At 72.1% G+C, this 17012-nt stretch carries 14 protein-coding genes and 1 riboswitch; of the genes, 5 read left to right on the top strand and 9 right to left on the bottom strand.

Going from position 1 to position 17012, the window contains the following annotated elements:
* The first annotated feature begins 106 nt into the window (after positions 1-106).
* The 3 genes from ACIBJB_RS35670 (at position 107) to sepH (ending at position 4084) form a co-directional block, all read left to right on the top strand.
* Positions 107-1345 carry an MFS transporter gene (locus ACIBJB_RS35670; RefSeq protein ID WP_398936970.1) on the top strand — a complete coding sequence of 413 codons (1239 nt, stop codon included), beginning with the start codon at positions 107-109 and terminating at the stop codon, positions 1343-1345.
* Entirely contained in the window at positions 1305-2624 is a 1320-nt protein-coding gene (locus tag ACIBJB_RS35665) for a D-arabinono-1,4-lactone oxidase (RefSeq protein WP_398936968.1), read from the top strand. Before ACIBJB_RS35670 ends, ACIBJB_RS35665 begins: the two co-directional genes overlap by 41 nt.
* 431 nt (positions 2625-3055) lie before the next feature.
* A complete protein-coding gene (gene sepH / locus ACIBJB_RS35660) occupies positions 3056-4084 on the top strand; it encodes a septation protein SepH (protein ID WP_398936966.1) in 1029 nt (342 codons plus the stop codon).
* Positions 4085-4152: 68 nt separating this feature from the next.
* Here the strand turns inward: sepH and ACIBJB_RS35655 are convergent, their stop codons facing one another.
* Positions 4153-5010 carry a sulfurtransferase gene (locus tag ACIBJB_RS35655; protein WP_398936964.1) on the bottom strand — a complete coding sequence of 286 codons (858 nt, stop codon included), beginning with the start codon at positions 5008-5010 and terminating at the stop codon, positions 4153-4155.
* Positions 5011-5303: 293 nt separating this feature from the next.
* Between ACIBJB_RS35655 and ACIBJB_RS35650 the strand changes: the two genes are divergently transcribed.
* Entirely contained in the window at positions 5304-6095 is a 792-nt protein-coding gene (locus tag ACIBJB_RS35650) for a VOC family protein (protein ID WP_398936962.1), read from the top strand.
* Between the two features lie 37 nt (positions 6096-6132).
* Here the strand turns inward: ACIBJB_RS35650 and ACIBJB_RS35645 are convergent, their stop codons facing one another.
* From ACIBJB_RS35645 to ACIBJB_RS35630, 4 genes are read right to left on the bottom strand one after another with little or no spacing between them, the layout of a single operon-like run.
* Entirely contained in the window at positions 6133-6792 is a 660-nt protein-coding gene (locus ACIBJB_RS35645; RefSeq protein ID WP_359377392.1) for a thymidine kinase, read from the bottom strand.
* A 50-nt stretch (positions 6793-6842) separates the two neighbouring features.
* A complete protein-coding gene (locus ACIBJB_RS35640; RefSeq protein WP_398936960.1) occupies positions 6843-8039 on the bottom strand; it encodes an alkaline phosphatase family protein in 1197 nt (398 codons plus the stop codon).
* Complete coding sequence (locus ACIBJB_RS35635) at positions 8039-8626, bottom strand: DUF5998 family protein (RefSeq protein ID WP_398936958.1); 588 nt, start codon at positions 8624-8626, stop codon at positions 8039-8041. Before ACIBJB_RS35635 ends, ACIBJB_RS35640 begins: the two co-directional genes overlap by 1 nt.
* 51 nt (positions 8627-8677) lie before the next feature.
* Positions 8678-11521 carry a GNAT family N-acetyltransferase gene (locus ACIBJB_RS35630; protein WP_398936956.1) on the bottom strand — a complete coding sequence of 948 codons (2844 nt, stop codon included), beginning with the start codon at positions 11519-11521 and terminating at the stop codon, positions 8678-8680.
* 196 nt (positions 11522-11717) lie between these two features.
* Here ACIBJB_RS35630 and ACIBJB_RS35625 point away from each other — a divergent pair, with 196 nt between their 5' ends.
* On the top strand, positions 11718-11999 hold the full coding sequence (locus ACIBJB_RS35625; RefSeq protein ID WP_069767459.1) for an HPr family phosphocarrier protein: 282 nt from the start codon (positions 11718-11720) through the stop codon (positions 11997-11999).
* A 127-nt stretch (positions 12000-12126) separates the two neighbouring features.
* Here the strand turns inward: ACIBJB_RS35625 and ACIBJB_RS35620 are convergent, their stop codons facing one another.
* The 4 genes from ACIBJB_RS35620 to ACIBJB_RS35605 form a co-directional block, all read right to left on the bottom strand.
* On the bottom strand, positions 12127-12822 hold the full coding sequence (locus tag ACIBJB_RS35620) for a GntR family transcriptional regulator (RefSeq protein ID WP_398936953.1): 696 nt from the start codon (positions 12820-12822) through the stop codon (positions 12127-12129).
* Positions 12823-13010: 188 nt separating this feature from the next.
* Positions 13011-13763: a M23 family metallopeptidase gene (locus ACIBJB_RS35615; RefSeq protein WP_398936951.1), complete on the bottom strand. Its 753-nt coding sequence runs from the start codon at positions 13761-13763 to the stop codon at positions 13011-13013.
* A gap of 13 nt (positions 13764-13776) precedes the next feature.
* Positions 13777-13943, bottom strand: a riboswitch (cyclic di-AMP (ydaO/yuaA leader).
* Between the two features lie 191 nt (positions 13944-14134).
* Positions 14135-15523: a M16 family metallopeptidase gene (locus tag ACIBJB_RS35610; protein ID WP_398936949.1), complete on the bottom strand. Its 1389-nt coding sequence runs from the start codon at positions 15521-15523 to the stop codon at positions 14135-14137.
* Entirely contained in the window at positions 15520-16920 is a 1401-nt protein-coding gene (locus ACIBJB_RS35605) for a M16 family metallopeptidase (protein ID WP_398937095.1), read from the bottom strand. The genes ACIBJB_RS35610 and ACIBJB_RS35605 overlap by 4 nt, the downstream gene beginning before the upstream one ends.
* Between the last annotated feature and the right edge of the window lie 92 nt (positions 16921-17012).

The raw sequence follows: 17012 nt of genomic DNA, 5'->3' as shown, positions 1-17012 counted from the left end.
CCGTCCGACCGGGTGCGTTAGGGTCACCTCACTCGTAAGCTGTATGAGGCGTATTCGCGCCTTACCGTGCCCGAGCCGCTGCTCACCGGCCGACCGGAGAACCCCTGTGCCCAGCCCCTACCGCGCCCTGTTCGCCGCCCCCGGCTCCAAGGGTTTCGCCGCCGCGGGCTTCGTCGGCCGGATGCCGCTGTCGATGATGGGCATCGGCGTGGTCACGATGATCTCCCAGCTCACCGGCAGGTACGGCCTCGCGGGCATGCTGTCGGCCACCATCGCGCTGGCCGCGGCGGCGATCGGCCCGCAGGTCTCCCGGCTGGTGGACCTGCACGGCCAGCGGCGGGTGCTGCGCCCGGCGACGCTCGTCGCGCTGGTGGCGTCCACCGGGATGCTGCTCGCCGCGCACTTCCGCTGGCCGGACTGGGTGCTGTTCGTGTGCGCCGTCGGCATCGGCTCGGTGCCGAGCCTCGGCGCGATGATCCGCGCGCGGTGGGCGGCCCTGTACCGCGGCACCCCGCAGCTGCACACCGCGTACTCCTTCGAGTCCGTCGTCGACGAGGTCTGCTTCATCTTCGGACCGATCATCTCCATCGGGCTGTCCACGGCCTGGTTCCCGGAGGCGGGTCCGCTGCTCGCCGCCTGCTTCCTGGCGGTCGGTGTCTTCTGGCTGACCGCGCAGCGGGCCACCGAACCGGCGCCGCACCCGCGCGAGCACGACGGCGGCCGTACGGCACTGCGCGCGCCGGGCCTGCAGGTCCTGGTGGCCACCTTCGTGGCGACCGGGGCGATCTTCGGAGCGGTGGACGTGGTCACCGTGGCCTTCGCCGACGAGCAGGGCCACAAGGGGGCCGCGAGCCTCGTGCTCGCCCTCTACGCGGCGGGGTCCTGCGTCGCGGGCCTGGTGTTCGGGCTGCTGCACTTCGGGGGACGGCCCGAACCTCGCTGGCTGCTGGGCATATGCGCCATGGCCGTGAGTATGATCCCCCTCCTACTGGTCGGAAACTTGCCGTTTCTGGCCGTGGCGTTGTTCGTTTCGGGCCTGTCCATCGCTCCCACGATGATCACGACGATGTCCCTGATCGAGCAGCACGTACCACGCGCGCAACTGACCGAGGGGATGACCTGGATCAGTACCGGGCTCGCGGTCGGGGTCGCGCTCGGCTCCTCCGTGGCCGGCTGGGTGATCGACGCGGCCGGTGCGCGCGCCGGGTACGGGGTTCCGGCGGTGTCCGGGGCCGTCGCGGTCGCGGTCGGTTTCCTGGGGTACCGCCGGCTCAGCAGGCCGGCTCCACGTCGGGGAGGCAGCGTTGAGCACGGCAGCGAGCGCGAAGAACGGCACGTGGCGTAACTGGGGCGGCAATGTGGCCGCGCGTCCCGCCCGGGAGGTCACGCCCGCCTCGGTCGACGAGCTGGCGGCTGCCGTGCGGAAGGCCGGCGAGGACGGTCTCACGGTGAAGGCCGTCGGCACCGGGCACTCCTTCACGTCGATCGCCGCGACCGACGGTGTGTTGATCCGCCCTCAACTCTTGACCGGCATCCGCAACATCGACCGGGACGCCATGACCGTCACGGTGGAGGCCGGTACGCCGCTCAAGAGGCTCAACATGGCTCTCGCGCGCGAGGGCCTGTCGCTCACCAACATGGGCGACATCATGGAGCAGACGGTCTCCGGGGCCACCAGTACCGGCACGCACGGCACGGGCCGCGAGTCCGGTTCGATCGCCGCCCAGATCAGGGGACTTGAGCTGGTCACGGCCGACGGCTCGGTCCTCAGCTGCTCCGAGAAGGAGAATCCCGAGGTCTTCGCGGCCGCCCGGATCGGCCTGGGCGCGCTCGGCGTCGTCACCGCGATCACGTTCGCCGTCGAGCCGCTCTTCCTGCTCACGGCCCGCGAGGAGCCCATGAGCTTCGACAAGGTCACCAGCGCGTTCGACGAACTCTGGGCCGAGAACGAGCACTTCGAGTTCTACTGGTTCCCGCACACCGGCAGCACCAACACCAAGCGCAACAACCGCAGCGCGGGCCCCGAGAAGCCGGTGCCGCAGCTCCAGGGCTGGATCGAGGACGAGTTCCTCTCCAACGGCGTGTTCCAGGTGGCCCAGTGGGTCGGCCGCGCGGTGCCGGGCACGATCCCCTCGATCGCGCGGATCTCCAGCAAGGCGCTGTCCGCGCGGACCTACACCGACATCCCGTACAAGGTCTTCACATCGCCCCGCCGGGTGCGCTTCGTGGAGATGGAGTACGCCGTCCCGCGCGAGGCCGTCGTCGAGACCCTGCGCGAACTGAGGACGATGATCGAGCGCTCCGGGCTGAAGGTCAGCTTCCCCGTGGAGGTGCGCACCGCGCCCGCCGACGACATCACCCTGTCCACCGCCTCGGGCCGCGACAGCGCGTACATCGCGGTCCACATGGTCAAGGGGACGCCGTACCAGGCGTACTTCACGGCCGCCGAGCGGATCTTCACGGCGCACGAGGGGCGCCCGCACTGGGGCAAGGTGCACACGCGCGACGCGGAGTACTTCGCCGGCGTCTACCCGCGCTTCGGCGAGTTCACCGCGCTCCGGGACCGGCTCGACCCCGACCGTCGCTTCCAGAACGACTACGTGCGGCGGGTGTTGGGGGCGTAGCGGGGCGGTCGGGGGACGCGCGCGGGAAGCCAATAGTTCCGTTTCTGGCGATTCCGTGAAGTACGCCACGTCCAAGATCCCGACAACCGCTCAACGGACGGCCGGACGCTGTTTCTTGAACGAAGTTGAGTGGCGCGCCAATCCACGCACGTGGCCCAAATGGAGTACTGTTGCGAGCCCTGGGTACGGTCTCCCGCCAGGGCGTCCGTGACCTTCAAGGGGCGCTGGAAGGGGGCTAGTTGCACAGGGTGACGGAGTTGGTCACTCAGCGTTGCGAATAAGTAACCGTGCCATAACGGCGATCCAGGGCCCGTGCCCGACACGCCGGGCAACTCGGCAAGGTTGTGGCAGGCTGCACCCGGGCAGGTCACACTCGACTAGCGGAAGCAGCGACGCACGTGACGTCGGCAGGCACCACCCGGGAGGTCCCCATGCCCGAACTGCGTGTCGTGGCCGTCTCCAATGACGGCACACGGCTGGTGCTGAAGGCTGCCGACTCAACGGAGTACACGCTTCCGATCGACGAGCGGCTGCGCGCAGCGGTGCGCGGCGACCGTCCGCGCCTCGGGCAGATCGAGATCGAGGTCGAAAGCCATCTCCGTCCCCGCGACATCCAGGCGCGTATACGCGCGGGTGCCACCGCGGAAGAGGTAGCCCAGCTCGCAGGTATCCCCGTAGACCGTGTACGGCGCTTCGAGGGCCCCGTGCTCGCCGAGCGCGCCTTCATGGCCGAACGAGCCCGCAAGACTCCGGTCCGTCGGCCCGGCGAGAACGCCGGACCGCAGCTCGGCGAGGCCGTCCAGGAGCGGCTGTTGCTGCGCGGCGCCGAGAAGGACACCGTCCAGTGGGACTCGTGGCGCCGTGACGACGGCACCTGGGAGGTTCTGCTGGTCTACTGCGTCGCGGGCGAACCCCACTCGGCGAGCTGGACCTACGACCCGCCCCGGCGGCTCGTCCAGGCCGTCGACGAGGAGGCGCGCTCGCTGATCGGCGAGTCCGAGGACCTCGGCGCGCCGGAGCCCAGCTTTCCGTTCGTGCCGCGTATCGCACGGCTGCCGCGCGACCGTCCGCTGGACCGCGCCCTCGACCGGCCGAGCCTGCCCCCGGCCGAGCCCGTCGAGGAGACCGCCGCTGAACGGGACTCACTGACCAGCCTGTTGGAGGCCGTACCGAGTTTCCGGGGCGACATGGTCGTACCGGAGCGGCCGTCCGAGCCGGCGACCGCCGAGGAAACGCCCGATCCGGAGCCCGAGGTGGAGGAGCCGCCCGCTCCCGCGGCCTCGGCCGGTTCCGCCTACGCGGACGTTCTCATGCCGCGTTCGGTGGCCAGCCACCGCGACCGCCTCATCGGCGCGACCGACCGCCAGGCCGAGGCGGACGGCGTCCGTCCGGGCCGCAGAGCGGCCGTCCCGAGCTGGGACGAGATCGTGTTCGGGACGCGAAGGAAGAAGCAGGACTAGTCGGTCGTACGAGGAAGAGGGCCGCGCTCACCGAGTGCGGCCCTTTCTCGCGGTCCGGGCAGGGCGGGCTACTGGGGATCCGGTCCCACGGCGACCGGGCGCTCCGGATCCGAGGACCACTCCGACCAGGAACCGACGTACAGCGCCGCCGGGATGCCCGCGACCGCCAGGGCCAGGACCTCGTGGGCACCGGAGACGCCGGAACCGCAGTAGACACCGACCTCGGTGTCGTCGCCCGCACCGAGGGCCTTGAAGCGGGCGTTCAGCTCCTCCGCGGGCAGGAAGCGGCCGTCCGGGCCGACGTTGTCCGTGGTGGGCGCGGAGCGGGCGCCCGGGATGTGGCCGCCGACGCGGTCGATCGGCTCCACCTCACCGCGGTACCGCTCCCCCGCGCGCGCGTCCAGCAGCACCCCCGCGCGGGCCAGCGCCGCGGCCGCGTCGGCGTCGAGGAGACCGGCCGCCGCGGGCACCGGCCGGAAGTCGCCCTCGGCGAGCGCAGGACCCGGCACGGAGGACTGCAGCGGCCCCTGCCAGGACGTCAACCCGCCGTCGAGGACTCTCACGTCCGGGTGACCCGTCCAGCGCAGCAGCCACCACGCGCGGGCGGCCGCCCAGCCCTGTCCGCCGTCGTAGACGACCACCGGCGTGTCCGAGGAGACACCCGCCCGGCGCATCGCGGCGCCGAACTCGGCGAGGTCGGGCAGCGGGTGCCGCCCGCCGGTGCCGGCCGGGCCGGCCAACTCCCGGTCCAGGTCAACGTAGACCGCGCCCGGGATGTGCCCGGCCGCGTACTCGGCCCGGCCGTCGAAGGGCGGCTCACCGGCCGCCTTGGCCACGCTCAGCTGCCAGCGGACGTCGAGCAGGACGGGCGGGTTCGGGCCCGCCAGGTCGCTCGCGAGTTCGGATGCGGAGATGATGGCGTTCATGGCCACCATCCTCGCGCACGGGGTGGCCGCGTCGTCCATGTCCGGCTACTGTGCTCCGCCGGACAGGCCCGATCACGTGGCGTACGGGACCGGGCACATGCTGTACAGCCGATCGACACCCCTCGGCCATCGCGCGGCAACGGTCAGGCAGCCGCGCGGCAGGCACCCTCCTGTCACGGGAGGCCTCGCGGCGTGCCCGGAGCGCGCGGCACCGCGGGGGTGCGAGCATCGGCACGGAGGTCCGGACCGCGGACACGACACGGCCACCGCGAGGGGCCGAGGAGAGAGTGACGATGACCGAGGCAAGGGGGTCGGCCGCCCCGCCCGCTCGGCACACGCCCGGTACGCCCTGCTGGGTGAGTCTGATGGTGCACGGGATGGCCGCGACCCAGGAGTTCTACGGATCGCTGTTCGGCTGGGAGTTCATGCCGGGCCCGCAGCAGCTCGGACCCTATGTCCGGGCCCTCCTGGGCGGCCAGGAGGTCGCCGGGATCGGCCAGCTGCCGCCCGACCGCCCTCTTCCGGTGGCCTGGACGCCCTACCTCGCCTCGGAGGACATCGACCTGACCGCGGAAACGGTACGGCTGTGCGGCGGCACGGTGGGAGTGGGACCGCTGGACGCCGGGGACGCCGGGCGGCTGGTGATCGGCTCCGACCCTGCCGGCGCCGTCTTCGGGGTGTGGCAGGCGGCGGCGCACCTCGGCACGTCCGTCGCGGGTGTACCGGGCACTCCCGCCTGGCACGAGCTGCTCACCTTCGAGACGGTGAGCGTCGCCAAGTTCTACGAGACGGTCTTCGGCTACGAGGAGGAGCCGGTGGTCTCCGCCGACTTCGACTACGTCACCCTCCACGCCGGCGGCCGTCCGGTCGCCGGCCTCCACGGCGTCGGCCACGCCCTTCCCCGCGACCGCGGGCCGCACTGGATGACCTACTTCGAGGTGGCCGACGCGACCGCTTCCACCCGCCTCCTCACCGAGCTCGGCGGCCACGTCCTGCGCCCACCGCACGACAGCCCGCACGGCCGTGTGGCCACCGTGGCGGATCCGGAGGGGGCGCGGTTCGCGCTGATCGAGAACCCGCACTGAAACAAGACGTGAGCAGTTCGGCCCCGACGACGTCAGGTCAGAAGCGCGCCCCGGCCGACGGGACCGGCAGCACGTCCGGGGACAGCGCGGCCGCATGGGCCGTCCCCGCGGTCATACGGCGGCGGTGGTGCCGGCGGCACAGGACCTCGTAGCCGATGTCGTCGGCCTGGTTGACGTCCCCGACGACGACCTGGGCACCCTCGACGACCATCTCGCCGTTGACCGTACGGGCGTTGTGCGTGGCCCGGGCGCCGCACCAGCACAGGGCCTCCACCTGGAGGACCTCGACCCGGTCGGCCAGCTCCACCAGGCGCTGGGAGCCCGGGAACAGCTTGGAGCGGAAGTCGGTGGTGATGCCGAAGGCGTAGACGTCGAGGTCCAGGTCGTCCACCACGCGGGCCAGTTGGTCGATCTGCTCCGGCGTGAGGAACTGCGCCTCGTCCGCGATCACGTAGTCCGCGCGGCCGCCCTGGGAGAGGTGGTCGACGAGGTAGGCGTAGAGGTCCTGGCCGTCCTCGACCTCGACCGCGTCCGTGACCAGACCGAGCCGCGAGGACAGCTTCCCCTCGCCGGCCCGGTCGTCGCGGGTGAAGATGATGCCCGTCAGGCCGCGCGCCGAACGGTTGTGCTCGATCTGCAGAGCCAGCGTGGACTTCCCGCAGTCCATGGTTCCGGAGAAGAACACCAGCTCGGGCATGGGAGGTCGAGCACCTTTCGGTTTCTGCGGTGGATACGGCCGGGTCGGTCTCAGGAGCGTACTTCGAGCAGCGGGACAAGCTGCTCGGCGGGGGTCATCGAACCGTGGTTCCCGACCATGGACGACTCCTTCGGCTCCCGCTCGGAGGCGATGAGGAGCACGTCGTCGCGGGCAGCGGCGACCACGTCGCCGATGCGGTCGTACACGCGCTCGTCGCACTGGTCCGGCGGCCCGAACCAGCCCGCGGCGATCGCCTCGTCGCGGGAAGCGACCCAGAACTGCTCGCCGAGGACCTCGCGCCAGCAGGTCAGGACGTCACCCGTGGCGCCCGGCACCGCGTAGACATGGCGGGCGCGGCCCTCGCCGCCCAACAGGGCGACCCCCGCGCGCAGTTCCCAGTCCTCGTCGAAGTCGATGCGGTGCTGTTCGTCGAAGGGGATGTCGATCATGCCGTGGTCGGCGGTGACGTACAGCGCGCTGTTCGGGGGCAGTTGCTCCGCGAGACGCTGGACCAGGCGGTCGACGTACATCAACTGGCCGCGCCAGGTGTCGGAGTCGACGCCGAAGCGGTGGCCCGCGCCGTCGACCTCGGAGTAGTACGTGTAGACCAACGAGCGGTCGCCGACGGCGAGTTGCTCGGCCGCGAGGTCCATGCGGTCCTCGCCGGACAGCCGCCCGTGGAAGGTGCCGCCGCTGAGCGCGACCTTGGTCAGCGGAGTGTTCTGGAAGGTGGGCGAGGTGACCTGGGCCGCGTGCACGCCGGCCTGGTCGGCGAGTTGGAAGACGGTGGGGTACGGCTGCCAGACCTGCGGCTTGGTCCACGGCTGCCAGCGCAGCTGGTTCATCAGCTCGCCGGTGGCCGGATTGCGCACGGTGTAGCCGGGCAGGCCGTGGGCTCCCGGCGGCCGGCCGGTGCCGACGGAGGCGAGGGAGGTCGCGGTGGTCGCCGGGTAGCCGGCGGTCAGGGGGCGGCCGGTGCCGCCGCGCGAGCTGGCCAGCAGGGAGGTCATGAACGGCGCCTCGTCCGGGTGCGCCTTCAGCTGCTCCCAGCCGAGGCCGTCGATCAGGAACACGCAGTTCCGGGCGGCGGGGGTGAGCTCGGAGATCGCCGCGGTCGTGCCCGGTACGGCCATGCCGGCGGCGAGAGTGGGCAGCAGGTCGGCGAGGGAGCCGGTGCCGTACTCGGGGACGGGCGCGGTGTCGAGGGCGAGGGGTTCCGGGTGGTCCCAGGCGGCGGGCTGCGCCATTAGTGAGCTACGTCCGCGGTCGCCTCGGAGATGGACTGGGCGAAGGCGAGCGCCTGGCGCACGGTGTCCGGGCCGTCCCCCGCCTCGCTGACGCGCAGGCTGAGGTCGTCCGCCGTGGAGCTGCCGGTGTAGCCGTGGTCCGCCTCGCAGTTGGGGTCGCCGCAGGCGGCGGGCTCCAGGTCGATGCGGGAGACGGCGCCCCAGCCGATGGTCAGCACGACCTCGCGGGGCAGGGCGCCCGGCTGGTACTGCTCCGGGTTGGCGACGACCCGGCTGACCACGACCGACGAGATCCGGCCGAGCTTCACGGACTCCGTGGAGGTGGTGGCGTACGGCGTCGGGGACGTGCTGTCGGCGGCCTGCTCGTCGGTGTGGCTGACGATGAAGCGGTTGCCGGTGAGGACGAGCACGGTCACGTGCCGCCGCACCTCGTTCTGGTCGAACGTCGTCTCCTGGTGGACCAGGTACGACCGGATGGGCTCGCCGCCCAGCGCGGACTCCACCGCCTCGGCCACGAGGGCCGGGTAGTAGCCGCTGCGCTCGATCGCCGCTCGCAGCCCCTGGGTCGTCGTACTGGTCTTGGCCATGACGTCCATCCTACGGGGGCGCACTGACTGCGAGGCACCGCTCGCCGCCGCTCAGTACGCGGGAAGTGTCCGCGGGCCGAGGTCGTCGCGGGCGGGCGGCGGCGCGAGCCGCACGGAGGCGCCGAGAACGCTCAGGCCGCGCGGGGCGACGACGACCGGCTCCAGGGTGACCGCGACGACCTCGGGATGGTCGTCGACCAGCCGGGACACCCGCAGCAGGAGTTCCTCCAGTGCCGGTGTGTCGACGGGGGTGGAGCCCCGCCAGCCGAAGAGGAGCGGGGCGGTCCGGATCGAGCGGACGAGGGTCGCCGCCTCCCGGTCGGTGACCGGAATCAGCCGGTGCGCGGTGTCGCCGAGCAGCTGCGAGGCGGCCCCGGCGAGTCCGAAGGACAGCACGGCGCCGGCGGCGGGGTCGATGACGGCCCGGATCACCGTGTCCACCCCGCGCGGGGCCATCCCCTGCACCACGGGCCGCAGTTCGTCGGGGGTGCCGAACAACTCGGTCAGCTCGGCGTACGCCCGCCGCAACTGCTCCTCGTCCGCGAGATCGAGGCGTACGCCGCCGAGGTCGGCGCGGTGGCGCAGGTGCGGGGCGGTGGCCTTGAGGGCGACCGGGTAGCCGAGGGTGGCGGCGGCCTGGACGGCCGCGTCGGCGGTGGTGGCGGGCAGGGCGCGGTGGACCTGGATGCCGTACGTGCCGAGCAGCTCGCAGGTCTCCTCGCTGCCGAGGGTGAGGCCCTGCCCCCGGGTGAGCAGGCCGTCGATCAGGGCGGCGGCGCCCTTCTCGTCGATGGCCGCGTCGATGGACTCGGGCACCTTGCCGGGTTCGGCGGCCTCCCGGCGCCACTGGGCGTACTGCACGGCGTCGGCGAGGGCCCGCACCGCGCGCTCGGCGGCGGGGTAGGCGGGGATGAGGCGCTCGCGGGTCTCGGCGGCGGGCGGTTCCGCGGGGGCCGGCATGGCGCGCAGCCGGTCCAGGGCGCGGAAGGGGTGGTCGGCGCGGATCGACGGCGGGCCCGAGGCGGCCTGGGGCGCGGTGCTGGTCGCCGCGGACAGGGCCTCCGCGAGGCCGCCGAGCTCGACGTGGACCACGAGGACCGGCTTGCCGGGGACCTGCTCCGCCGCGGACCTGAGCGCCTCGGCGAGCGCGGCGTCGCCGGCGGATCCCTCGCCGACCGCCGGGATGGCCGTCACGATCACCGCGTCGTACGAATCGTCCGCCAACGCGCGCGCGAGGGCCGCGTGGAAGTCCTCCGGTGCGGCCGCTGTGGTGAGGTCCAACGGGGTCGACGGCCGGAGCCCTTCGGCCACGCACGCGTCGTAGGTGAGCAGGCCGAGCGACTCGGAGTTGCCGAGGATCGCCACCTTGGGGCCGGTGGGCAGCGGCTGGCGGGCGAGCAGCAGGCCGGTGTCCACCAGTTCTGTGATGGTGTCGACCCGGATCACGCCGGCCTGCCTCAGCAGCGCGGAGACCGTGGTGTGCGGCAGGCGCGTCGCGCGGACGGCGTGGCCCTGCGGGGCGGTGCCCGCGCCCTGCACCACGACCAGCGGCTTCGCGGCCGCCGTACGTCTGGCGAGGCGGGTGAACTTGCGGGGGTTGCCGATGGACTCCAGGTACATGAGGACGACGTCGGTGTCCGGGTCGTCGTACCAGTACTGCAGGACGTCGTTGCCGGACACGTCCGCGCGGTTGCCGGAGGAGACGAAGGTGGAGACGCCGGTCACGCCGGTGACGCCGGCACCGCGCCGGTGCAGCCGGGAGAGCAGGGCGATGCCGATGGCACCGGACTGGGCGAACAGGCCGATCCGGCCGGGGCGGGGCGCCTCGGGGGCCAGCGAGGCGTTCAGCCGGACCGCCGGGGAGGTGTTGATGATCCCGAACGCGTTCGGGCCGATGATCCGCATGCCGTACGCGCGCGCGTGCCGCACGAGTTCACGCTGGCGCTCGCGCCCCTCGGGGCCGCTCTCGGCGTACCCGGCGGAGAGCACGACGAGTCCCTGCACGCCGTGTGCCCCGCACTCGGCCACGACCTCGGGGACGTGCTCGGCCGGCACGGCGACCACCGCGAGGTCGACGGGGCCGTCGATGTCGCGCACCGAGCGGTGCGCGGGGATGCCGTCGAGCTCCTTCTGCTCGTCGGGGAAGGCCTTGTTCACGGCGTACAGGCGGCCGTTGAACCCGTAGTCCCGGATGTTGCCGAGCACGCTGCGGCCCACGCCGCCGGGGGTGCGGCCGACACCGACGACGGCGACCGAGCCGGGGGTGAGCAGCCGCTGCACGGACCGCGACTCGGCGCGCTGCTCGCGCGCGTACTGCACGGCGAGCGAGCGGTCGGTGGGCTCCAGGTCGAACTCCAGGCGTACGACGCCGTCCTCGAAGCTGCGTTTCTGGGTGTACCCGGCGTCGGTGAACACCTTGATCATCTTGACGTTGGCGGGCAGCACCTCGGCGGCGAAGCGCCGGATGCCGCGCTCGCGCGCGACGGCCCCGATGTGTTCGAGGAGGGCGGAGGCCACGCCGCGCCCCTGGTGGGCGTCCTGGACCAGGAAGGCGACCTCGGCCTCGTCGGCGGGGGCGGAGGCGGGCATGCCCTCGGGGCCGATGCGGTCGTAGCGTACGGTGGCGATGAACTCGCCGCCGACCGTGGCGGCGAGCCCCACCCGGTCCACAAAGTCGTGGTGAGTGAAGCGGTGGACGTCCTTGGCGGACAGGCGAGGGTAGGGCGCGAAGAAGCGGTAGTACTTCGACTCGTCCGAGACCTGCTCGTAGAAGCTGACCAGGCGATCGGCGTCGTCGACGGTGATGGGCCTGATGCGCGCGGTGCCGCCGTCGCGCAGCACCACGTCGGCCTCCCAGTGGGCGGGGTACTCGTGCCGGTCCGACGCGCTCTGCATGGGCCCCAGAGTACGGCTCGCGTACGACAACGGCGCGAGGCAGTCTGTGGAGAACGCGCGAGAACGCACAAGGACGGAAGTCGGGCCGAGGCCGCGGTCCGACCACTCCCCCCGGTAGGACTTCAGGTCCTGTCCGGGGCGCTTCACGTGTGGGAAACTGGTCTAGACAACCCTGAACACCGAAGGGCAGCATCACATGGCTGAGCGCCGCGTCAACGTCGGCTGGGCCGAGGGCCTTCACGCCCGCCCCGCTTCCATCTTCGTCCGGGCCGCCACGGCCGCAGGTATCCCGGTGACGATCGCCAAGGCCGACGGCAACCCCGTCAACGCGGCCTCCATGCTGGCCGTTCTCGGCCTGGGTGCGCAGGGCGGCGAGGAGATCGTCCTCGCCTCCGACGCCGAGGGCGCGGACGTGGCCCTCGACCGCCTCGCGAAGCTGGTCGCCGAGGGGCTCGAGGAGCTTCCCGAGACCGTCTGAGGGAAGGTGCCTTAAAAAGCATCGAGGGGCTCGTCCGAATTACCGGGCGGGCCCTTCGCATTTCCCTTTTGCGGGCAGCAGAAATACTCCCCCTCGAATTAGCCTCTCTTTGTATACGGCGCCCGTGTTAATGCCGCAGACCTGTCACGTTTACAGGATGTTGCGAGGTCCTCACACGGTCCGCGCGGTCCGGCCCGGAAGGGAACCGCAGTCGGTGTTCCGCGCCCGAGCGCTCAGTGTGCAGCGCCGTGATCGCCCGCGCGCGCTCACCGTCCCCGCGCGCCACCGCGTCCACTATCGCGCCGTGCTCGGCCCAGGACTCCGCGGGGTTGGCCGGCGCGTCCACGACGTACATCCAGGCGATCTTGTGCCGCAGCTGGGTCAGCATCGAGGTCAGCGCGGGGCTGCCGGAGGCCTGGGCGAGCGTCTCGTGGAACCAGCCCCCCAGAGAGCGCAGATCCTCGCTGTTGCCCCGCCTGGCCCGCTCCTGGCCCAGCCTGACCAGGCCGCGCAGCACCTTCAGATGGGCCTCGGTGCGGCGCTGGGCGGCCCGGGAGGCGCCGAGCGGCTCGAGGAGCATCCGCATCTCCAGGAGGTCGGCGCCCTCCTGCTCGGTCGGTTCGGCCACGCACGCGCCCGCGTGCCGCCGCGTCACCACGAAGCCCTCGGCCTCCAGCGTGCGCAGGGCCTCCCGGACCGGGACACGGGAGACGCCGTAGCGGCGGGCGAGCAGTTCCTCGGTGAGCCGGCTGCCGCGCTCGTAGACACCGGCGACGATGTCGTCCCGGATCGCCGTGCATACCGAGTGCGCCGGAATACGCATGTCCGACCTCCGTCTTAATCCCCGTGAAACGTCGCCGATTGACGTGTGTTCAGTGACTCTATTGCAATGAGCGGGAATTTCCGACGGCGGACCGGAATCCGGGGATATTTTTTGGACAACGGGGCCGCGGAAACGACGAAACCCCGGCTCGGGGAGCCGGGGCCTCGCGGAGATCGCGCGGTGGGTCGTCAGACGTTCACGCCGTGCGCGCGCAGGTATGCGACGGGGTCGATGTCCGAGCCGTACTCGGCGGTGGTGCGCGCCTCGAAGTGCAGGTGCGGCCCGGTCACGTTGCCGGTCGCGCCGGACAGTCCGATCTGCTGGCCCGGGGTGACCGACTGGCCGACCGAGACGCCGATGGACGACAGGTGGCCGTACTGGGTGTACGTGCCGTCGGCCATCCTGATCACGATCTCGTTGCCGTACGACCCGCCCCAGCCGGCCTCCACGACGGTGCCGCGGCCGACCGCGTGGACCGAGGTGCCGCTCGCGGCGTGGAAGTCGACACCGGTGTGGCTGCCGGACGACCACAGGGAGCCGCCGGTCTTGTAGCCGGTCGAGATGTAGGAGCCGGAGATCGGGACGACGAAGCTGTTGAGACGCTTGCGCTCGGCCTCGCGGGCGGCGCGCTCCTTGGCCTCGCGTATCTCCTTGGCGCGCGCCTCGGCCTTGCGCTTGGCCTCCGCCGCCGCCTTCTTCTGCGCGGCGGCCTGCGCCTGAGCCTCGGCCTGGGCGTCGAGCTGGTCGGCGAGGGAGTCTCCCGCGCTGACGACGGGCATGAGGCCGGTCTGCTCGACGGAGTTGTCGGCGGCGAACGCCGGAGCTGCGATGGTGCCGATGACGCCGGTCGTGGCGAGGGCCGCGACTCCCGCCGCGCGGGCGGTGGTGCGCTTCATGCGGCTGGGACGACGGTGCTTCCCGGTGGCGCAGGTGAACGCCATGTGGTGGCTGGTCCTTTCCTTCCTTCTCGCCTACCGGGTTAGCTGACGGGTTCGGAGCAGGAAGGTCTCCTACGGACTCCCTCGCGGCTCGCGCGGGCGTCCGATTCACCCCAGGGACGTGTGGTGTGGGTCCCCGGCTCCCCTGGCTCGCGCCATGCGGGGACTCGGCGATGACTGTCCGGTGCCGCGGACGCGGCGCAGTGCCTGACGGACAGCCCAGAGGACGCTAAGCGGGGCCACTTTCAATCCCCAAACGGATCACGGCTTTTGTAGCGCATCCCACAGGGCAGACAGGCAACCTCCTGCCCAATTCGGACATCAGGGGGCCCTGATGACGCTTACGTCACCAGGGCCCCCGAGGTCGGGTTCCTCTACTCGGCCGTCACGACCTTGACTTCGCCGATGCCGAGGGCCTCGACGGGCTCCCTGATGGCGGCCGCGTCGCCGACCAGGACCGTCACCAGCCGGTCCACCGGGAAGGCGTTCACGACGGCCGCGGTGGCCTCGACGGTGCCGGTCGCGGCGAGCTGCTGGTACAGGGTCGCCTGGTAGTCGTCCGGGAGGTGCTGCTCGACCTGGTCGGCCAGCGTGCTCGCCACGGCCGCCGCGGTCTCGTACTTGAGCGGCGCGACCCCGACGAGGTTCTGTACGGCGACATCGCGCTCGGCGTCGGTGAGGCCGCCCTCGGCGAGCGTGCGCAGCACCTTCCACAGGTCGTCCAGGGCGGGACCGGTGTTCGGGGTGTCGACGGAGCCGCTGATGGCGAGCATCGCGGCGCCGGAACCGTCCGGGGCGGACCTGAGGACCTGCCCGAACGAGCGCACCCCGTAGGTGTAGCCCTTCTCCTCGCGCAGGACGCGGTCCAGGCGGGAGGTGAGGGTGCCACCGAGGCAGTACGTGCCGAGCACCTGCGCGGGCCACACGCGTGCGTGCCGGTCGGGACCGATGCGGCCGATCAGCAGCTGCGTCTGGACGGCGCCGGGGCGGTCCACGATGACGACCCGGCCGGTGTCGTCGGCGGTCACCGGCGGCACCGGGCGCGGCCGGCCCGTGGAGCCGGTCCAGGAACCGAGGGTGTCGCCGAGCAGGGCGTCCAGGTCGATGCCGGTGAGGTCGCCGACCACCACGGCGGTCGCGGTGGCGGGGCGCACGTGCTTCTCGTAGAAGCCGCGCACGGCCGCGGAGTCGATGGTCTCGACCGTCTCCTCGGTGCCCTGGCGCGGGCGCGACATGCGCGAGTCGGCCGGGAACAGCTCCCTGGAGAGCTCCTTGGCGGCGCGGCGGGACGGGTTGGCCAGCTCGTGCGGGATCTCGTCCAGGCGGTTGCGGACGAGCCGCTCGACCTCGCTGTCCGCGAACGCGGGCGCCCTGAGGGCGTCGGCCAGGAGACCGAGCGCCTTGGCGAGGCGGGAGGCGGGCACTTCGAGGCTGAGGCGGACGCCCGGGTGGTCGGCGTGCGCGTCGAGGGTGGCGCCGCAGCGCTCCAGCTCGGCGGCGAACTCCTCGGCGGAGTGCTTGTCCGTGCCCTCGGAGAAGGCGCGCGCCATGATCGTGGCGACGCCGTCCAGGCCGGCCGGCTCGGCGTCCAGGGGTGCGTCCAGGAGCACCTCGACGGCGACGACCTGCTGGCCGGGGCGGTGGCAGCGCAGGAGGGTGAGGCCGTTGTCGAGCGTCCCGCGCTCGGGGGCGGGGAAGGCCCAGACCTTGGGCTCGCCCGCCTGCGGCTGCGGGTGGAATTCCATCGCGGCGAGCTCGGTCACTTGGCCGCCTCCTCGTTCTCGTCGGTGACTTCCACGGTGGCCGCGGACTCCGGGTCCTCGGCGCCCTCGGCGTCCTCGGCGCTCTGGGCGATCTCGGCCGGGGAGGTGGGCTCGTAGACGAGCACCGCGCGGTTGTCGGGGCGCAGCTTGGCCTTGGCGACCGCCTGGACCTCCTCGGCGCTCACCTCGAGGACGCGCTGTACGGCGGTCAGGGCGAGCTGGGGGTCGCCGAACAGGACGGCGTAGCGGCACAGTTCGTCGGCGCGGCCCGCGACGGTGCCGAGCCGGTCCAGCCACTCGCGCTCCAACTGGGCCTGGGCGCGCTCCATTTCCTCGGCCGTGGGGCCCTCCTCGGCGAACCGGGCGAGCTCCTCGTCGATGGCGGCCTCGATGACCGGTACCTCGACGTCACCGGAGGTCTTCACGTCGAGCCAGCCCAGGGAGGGCGCACCGGCCAGGCGCAGCAGGCCGAAGCCGGCCGCGACGGCCGTACGGTCGCGCCGTACGAGCCGGTTGTAGAGGCGGGAGGACTCGCCGCCGCCGAGGACGGTGAGGGCGAGGTCGGCCGCGTCGCACGCGCGTGTGCCGTCGTGCGGCAGCCGGTAGGCCGCCATCAGGGCGCGCGCCGGGACCTCCTCCTCGACGACCTCGCGCAGCTGCTCGCCGATCGTCTCGGGCAGGGAACCGTCGCGGGGCGCGGGCTTGCCGTCGTGCGACGGGATGGAGCCGAAGTACTTCTCGATCCAGGCGAGCGTCTGCTCCGGGTCGATGTCGCCGACGACCGACAGAACCGCGTTGCCCGGCGCGTAGTACGTGCGGAAGAACGCGCGGGCGTCCTCCAGCGTGGCCGCGTCCAGGTCGGCCATCGAGCCGATCGGGGTGTGGTGGTAGGGGTGGCCCTCCGGGTAGGCGAGGGCGGTGAGCTTCTCGAAGGCCGTGCCGTAGGGGACGTTGTCGTAGCGCTGCCGCCGCTCGTTCTTGACGACGTCCCGCTGGTTCTCCATGGACTCGTCGTCGAGGGCGGCGAGCAGGGAGCCCATGCGGTCGGCCTCCAGCCAGAGGGCGAGCTCCAGCTGGTGGGTGGGCATGGTCTCGAAGTAGTTGGTCCGCTCGAAGCTGGTGGTGCCGTTGAGCGAGCCTCCCGCACCCTGGACGAGCTCGAAGTGTCCGTTGCCCTGCACCTGCTTCGAGCCCTGGAACATCAAGTGCTCGAAAAGGTGAGCCAGGCCGGTACGTCCCTTGACCTCGTGGCGTGAGCCGACGTCGTACCAGAGGCACACCGCCGCGACCGGGGTCAGGTGGTCCTCGGAGAGCACCACGCGCAGGCCGTTGGCCAGGCGGTGCTCGGTCGCTGTCAGGCCCCCGGTGCCTGCCTGGTCTGTGGCCGTGTGACCCATGGGCATGTACGTCCCTTCGATCGCGGTCGCGGTCGTGGAAAACCGCGGTTGTCCTGCCGGTCCTGCCACTGTATGCAAGCGTGCGGACCCTC

It is taken from the genome of Streptomyces sp. NPDC050759 (assembly GCF_044456945.1).
In the GTDB taxonomy this organism is placed as follows: Bacteria; Actinomycetota; Actinomycetes; order Streptomycetales; family Streptomycetaceae; genus Streptomyces.
This window is presented reverse-complemented; position numbering and strand designations above follow the sequence as displayed.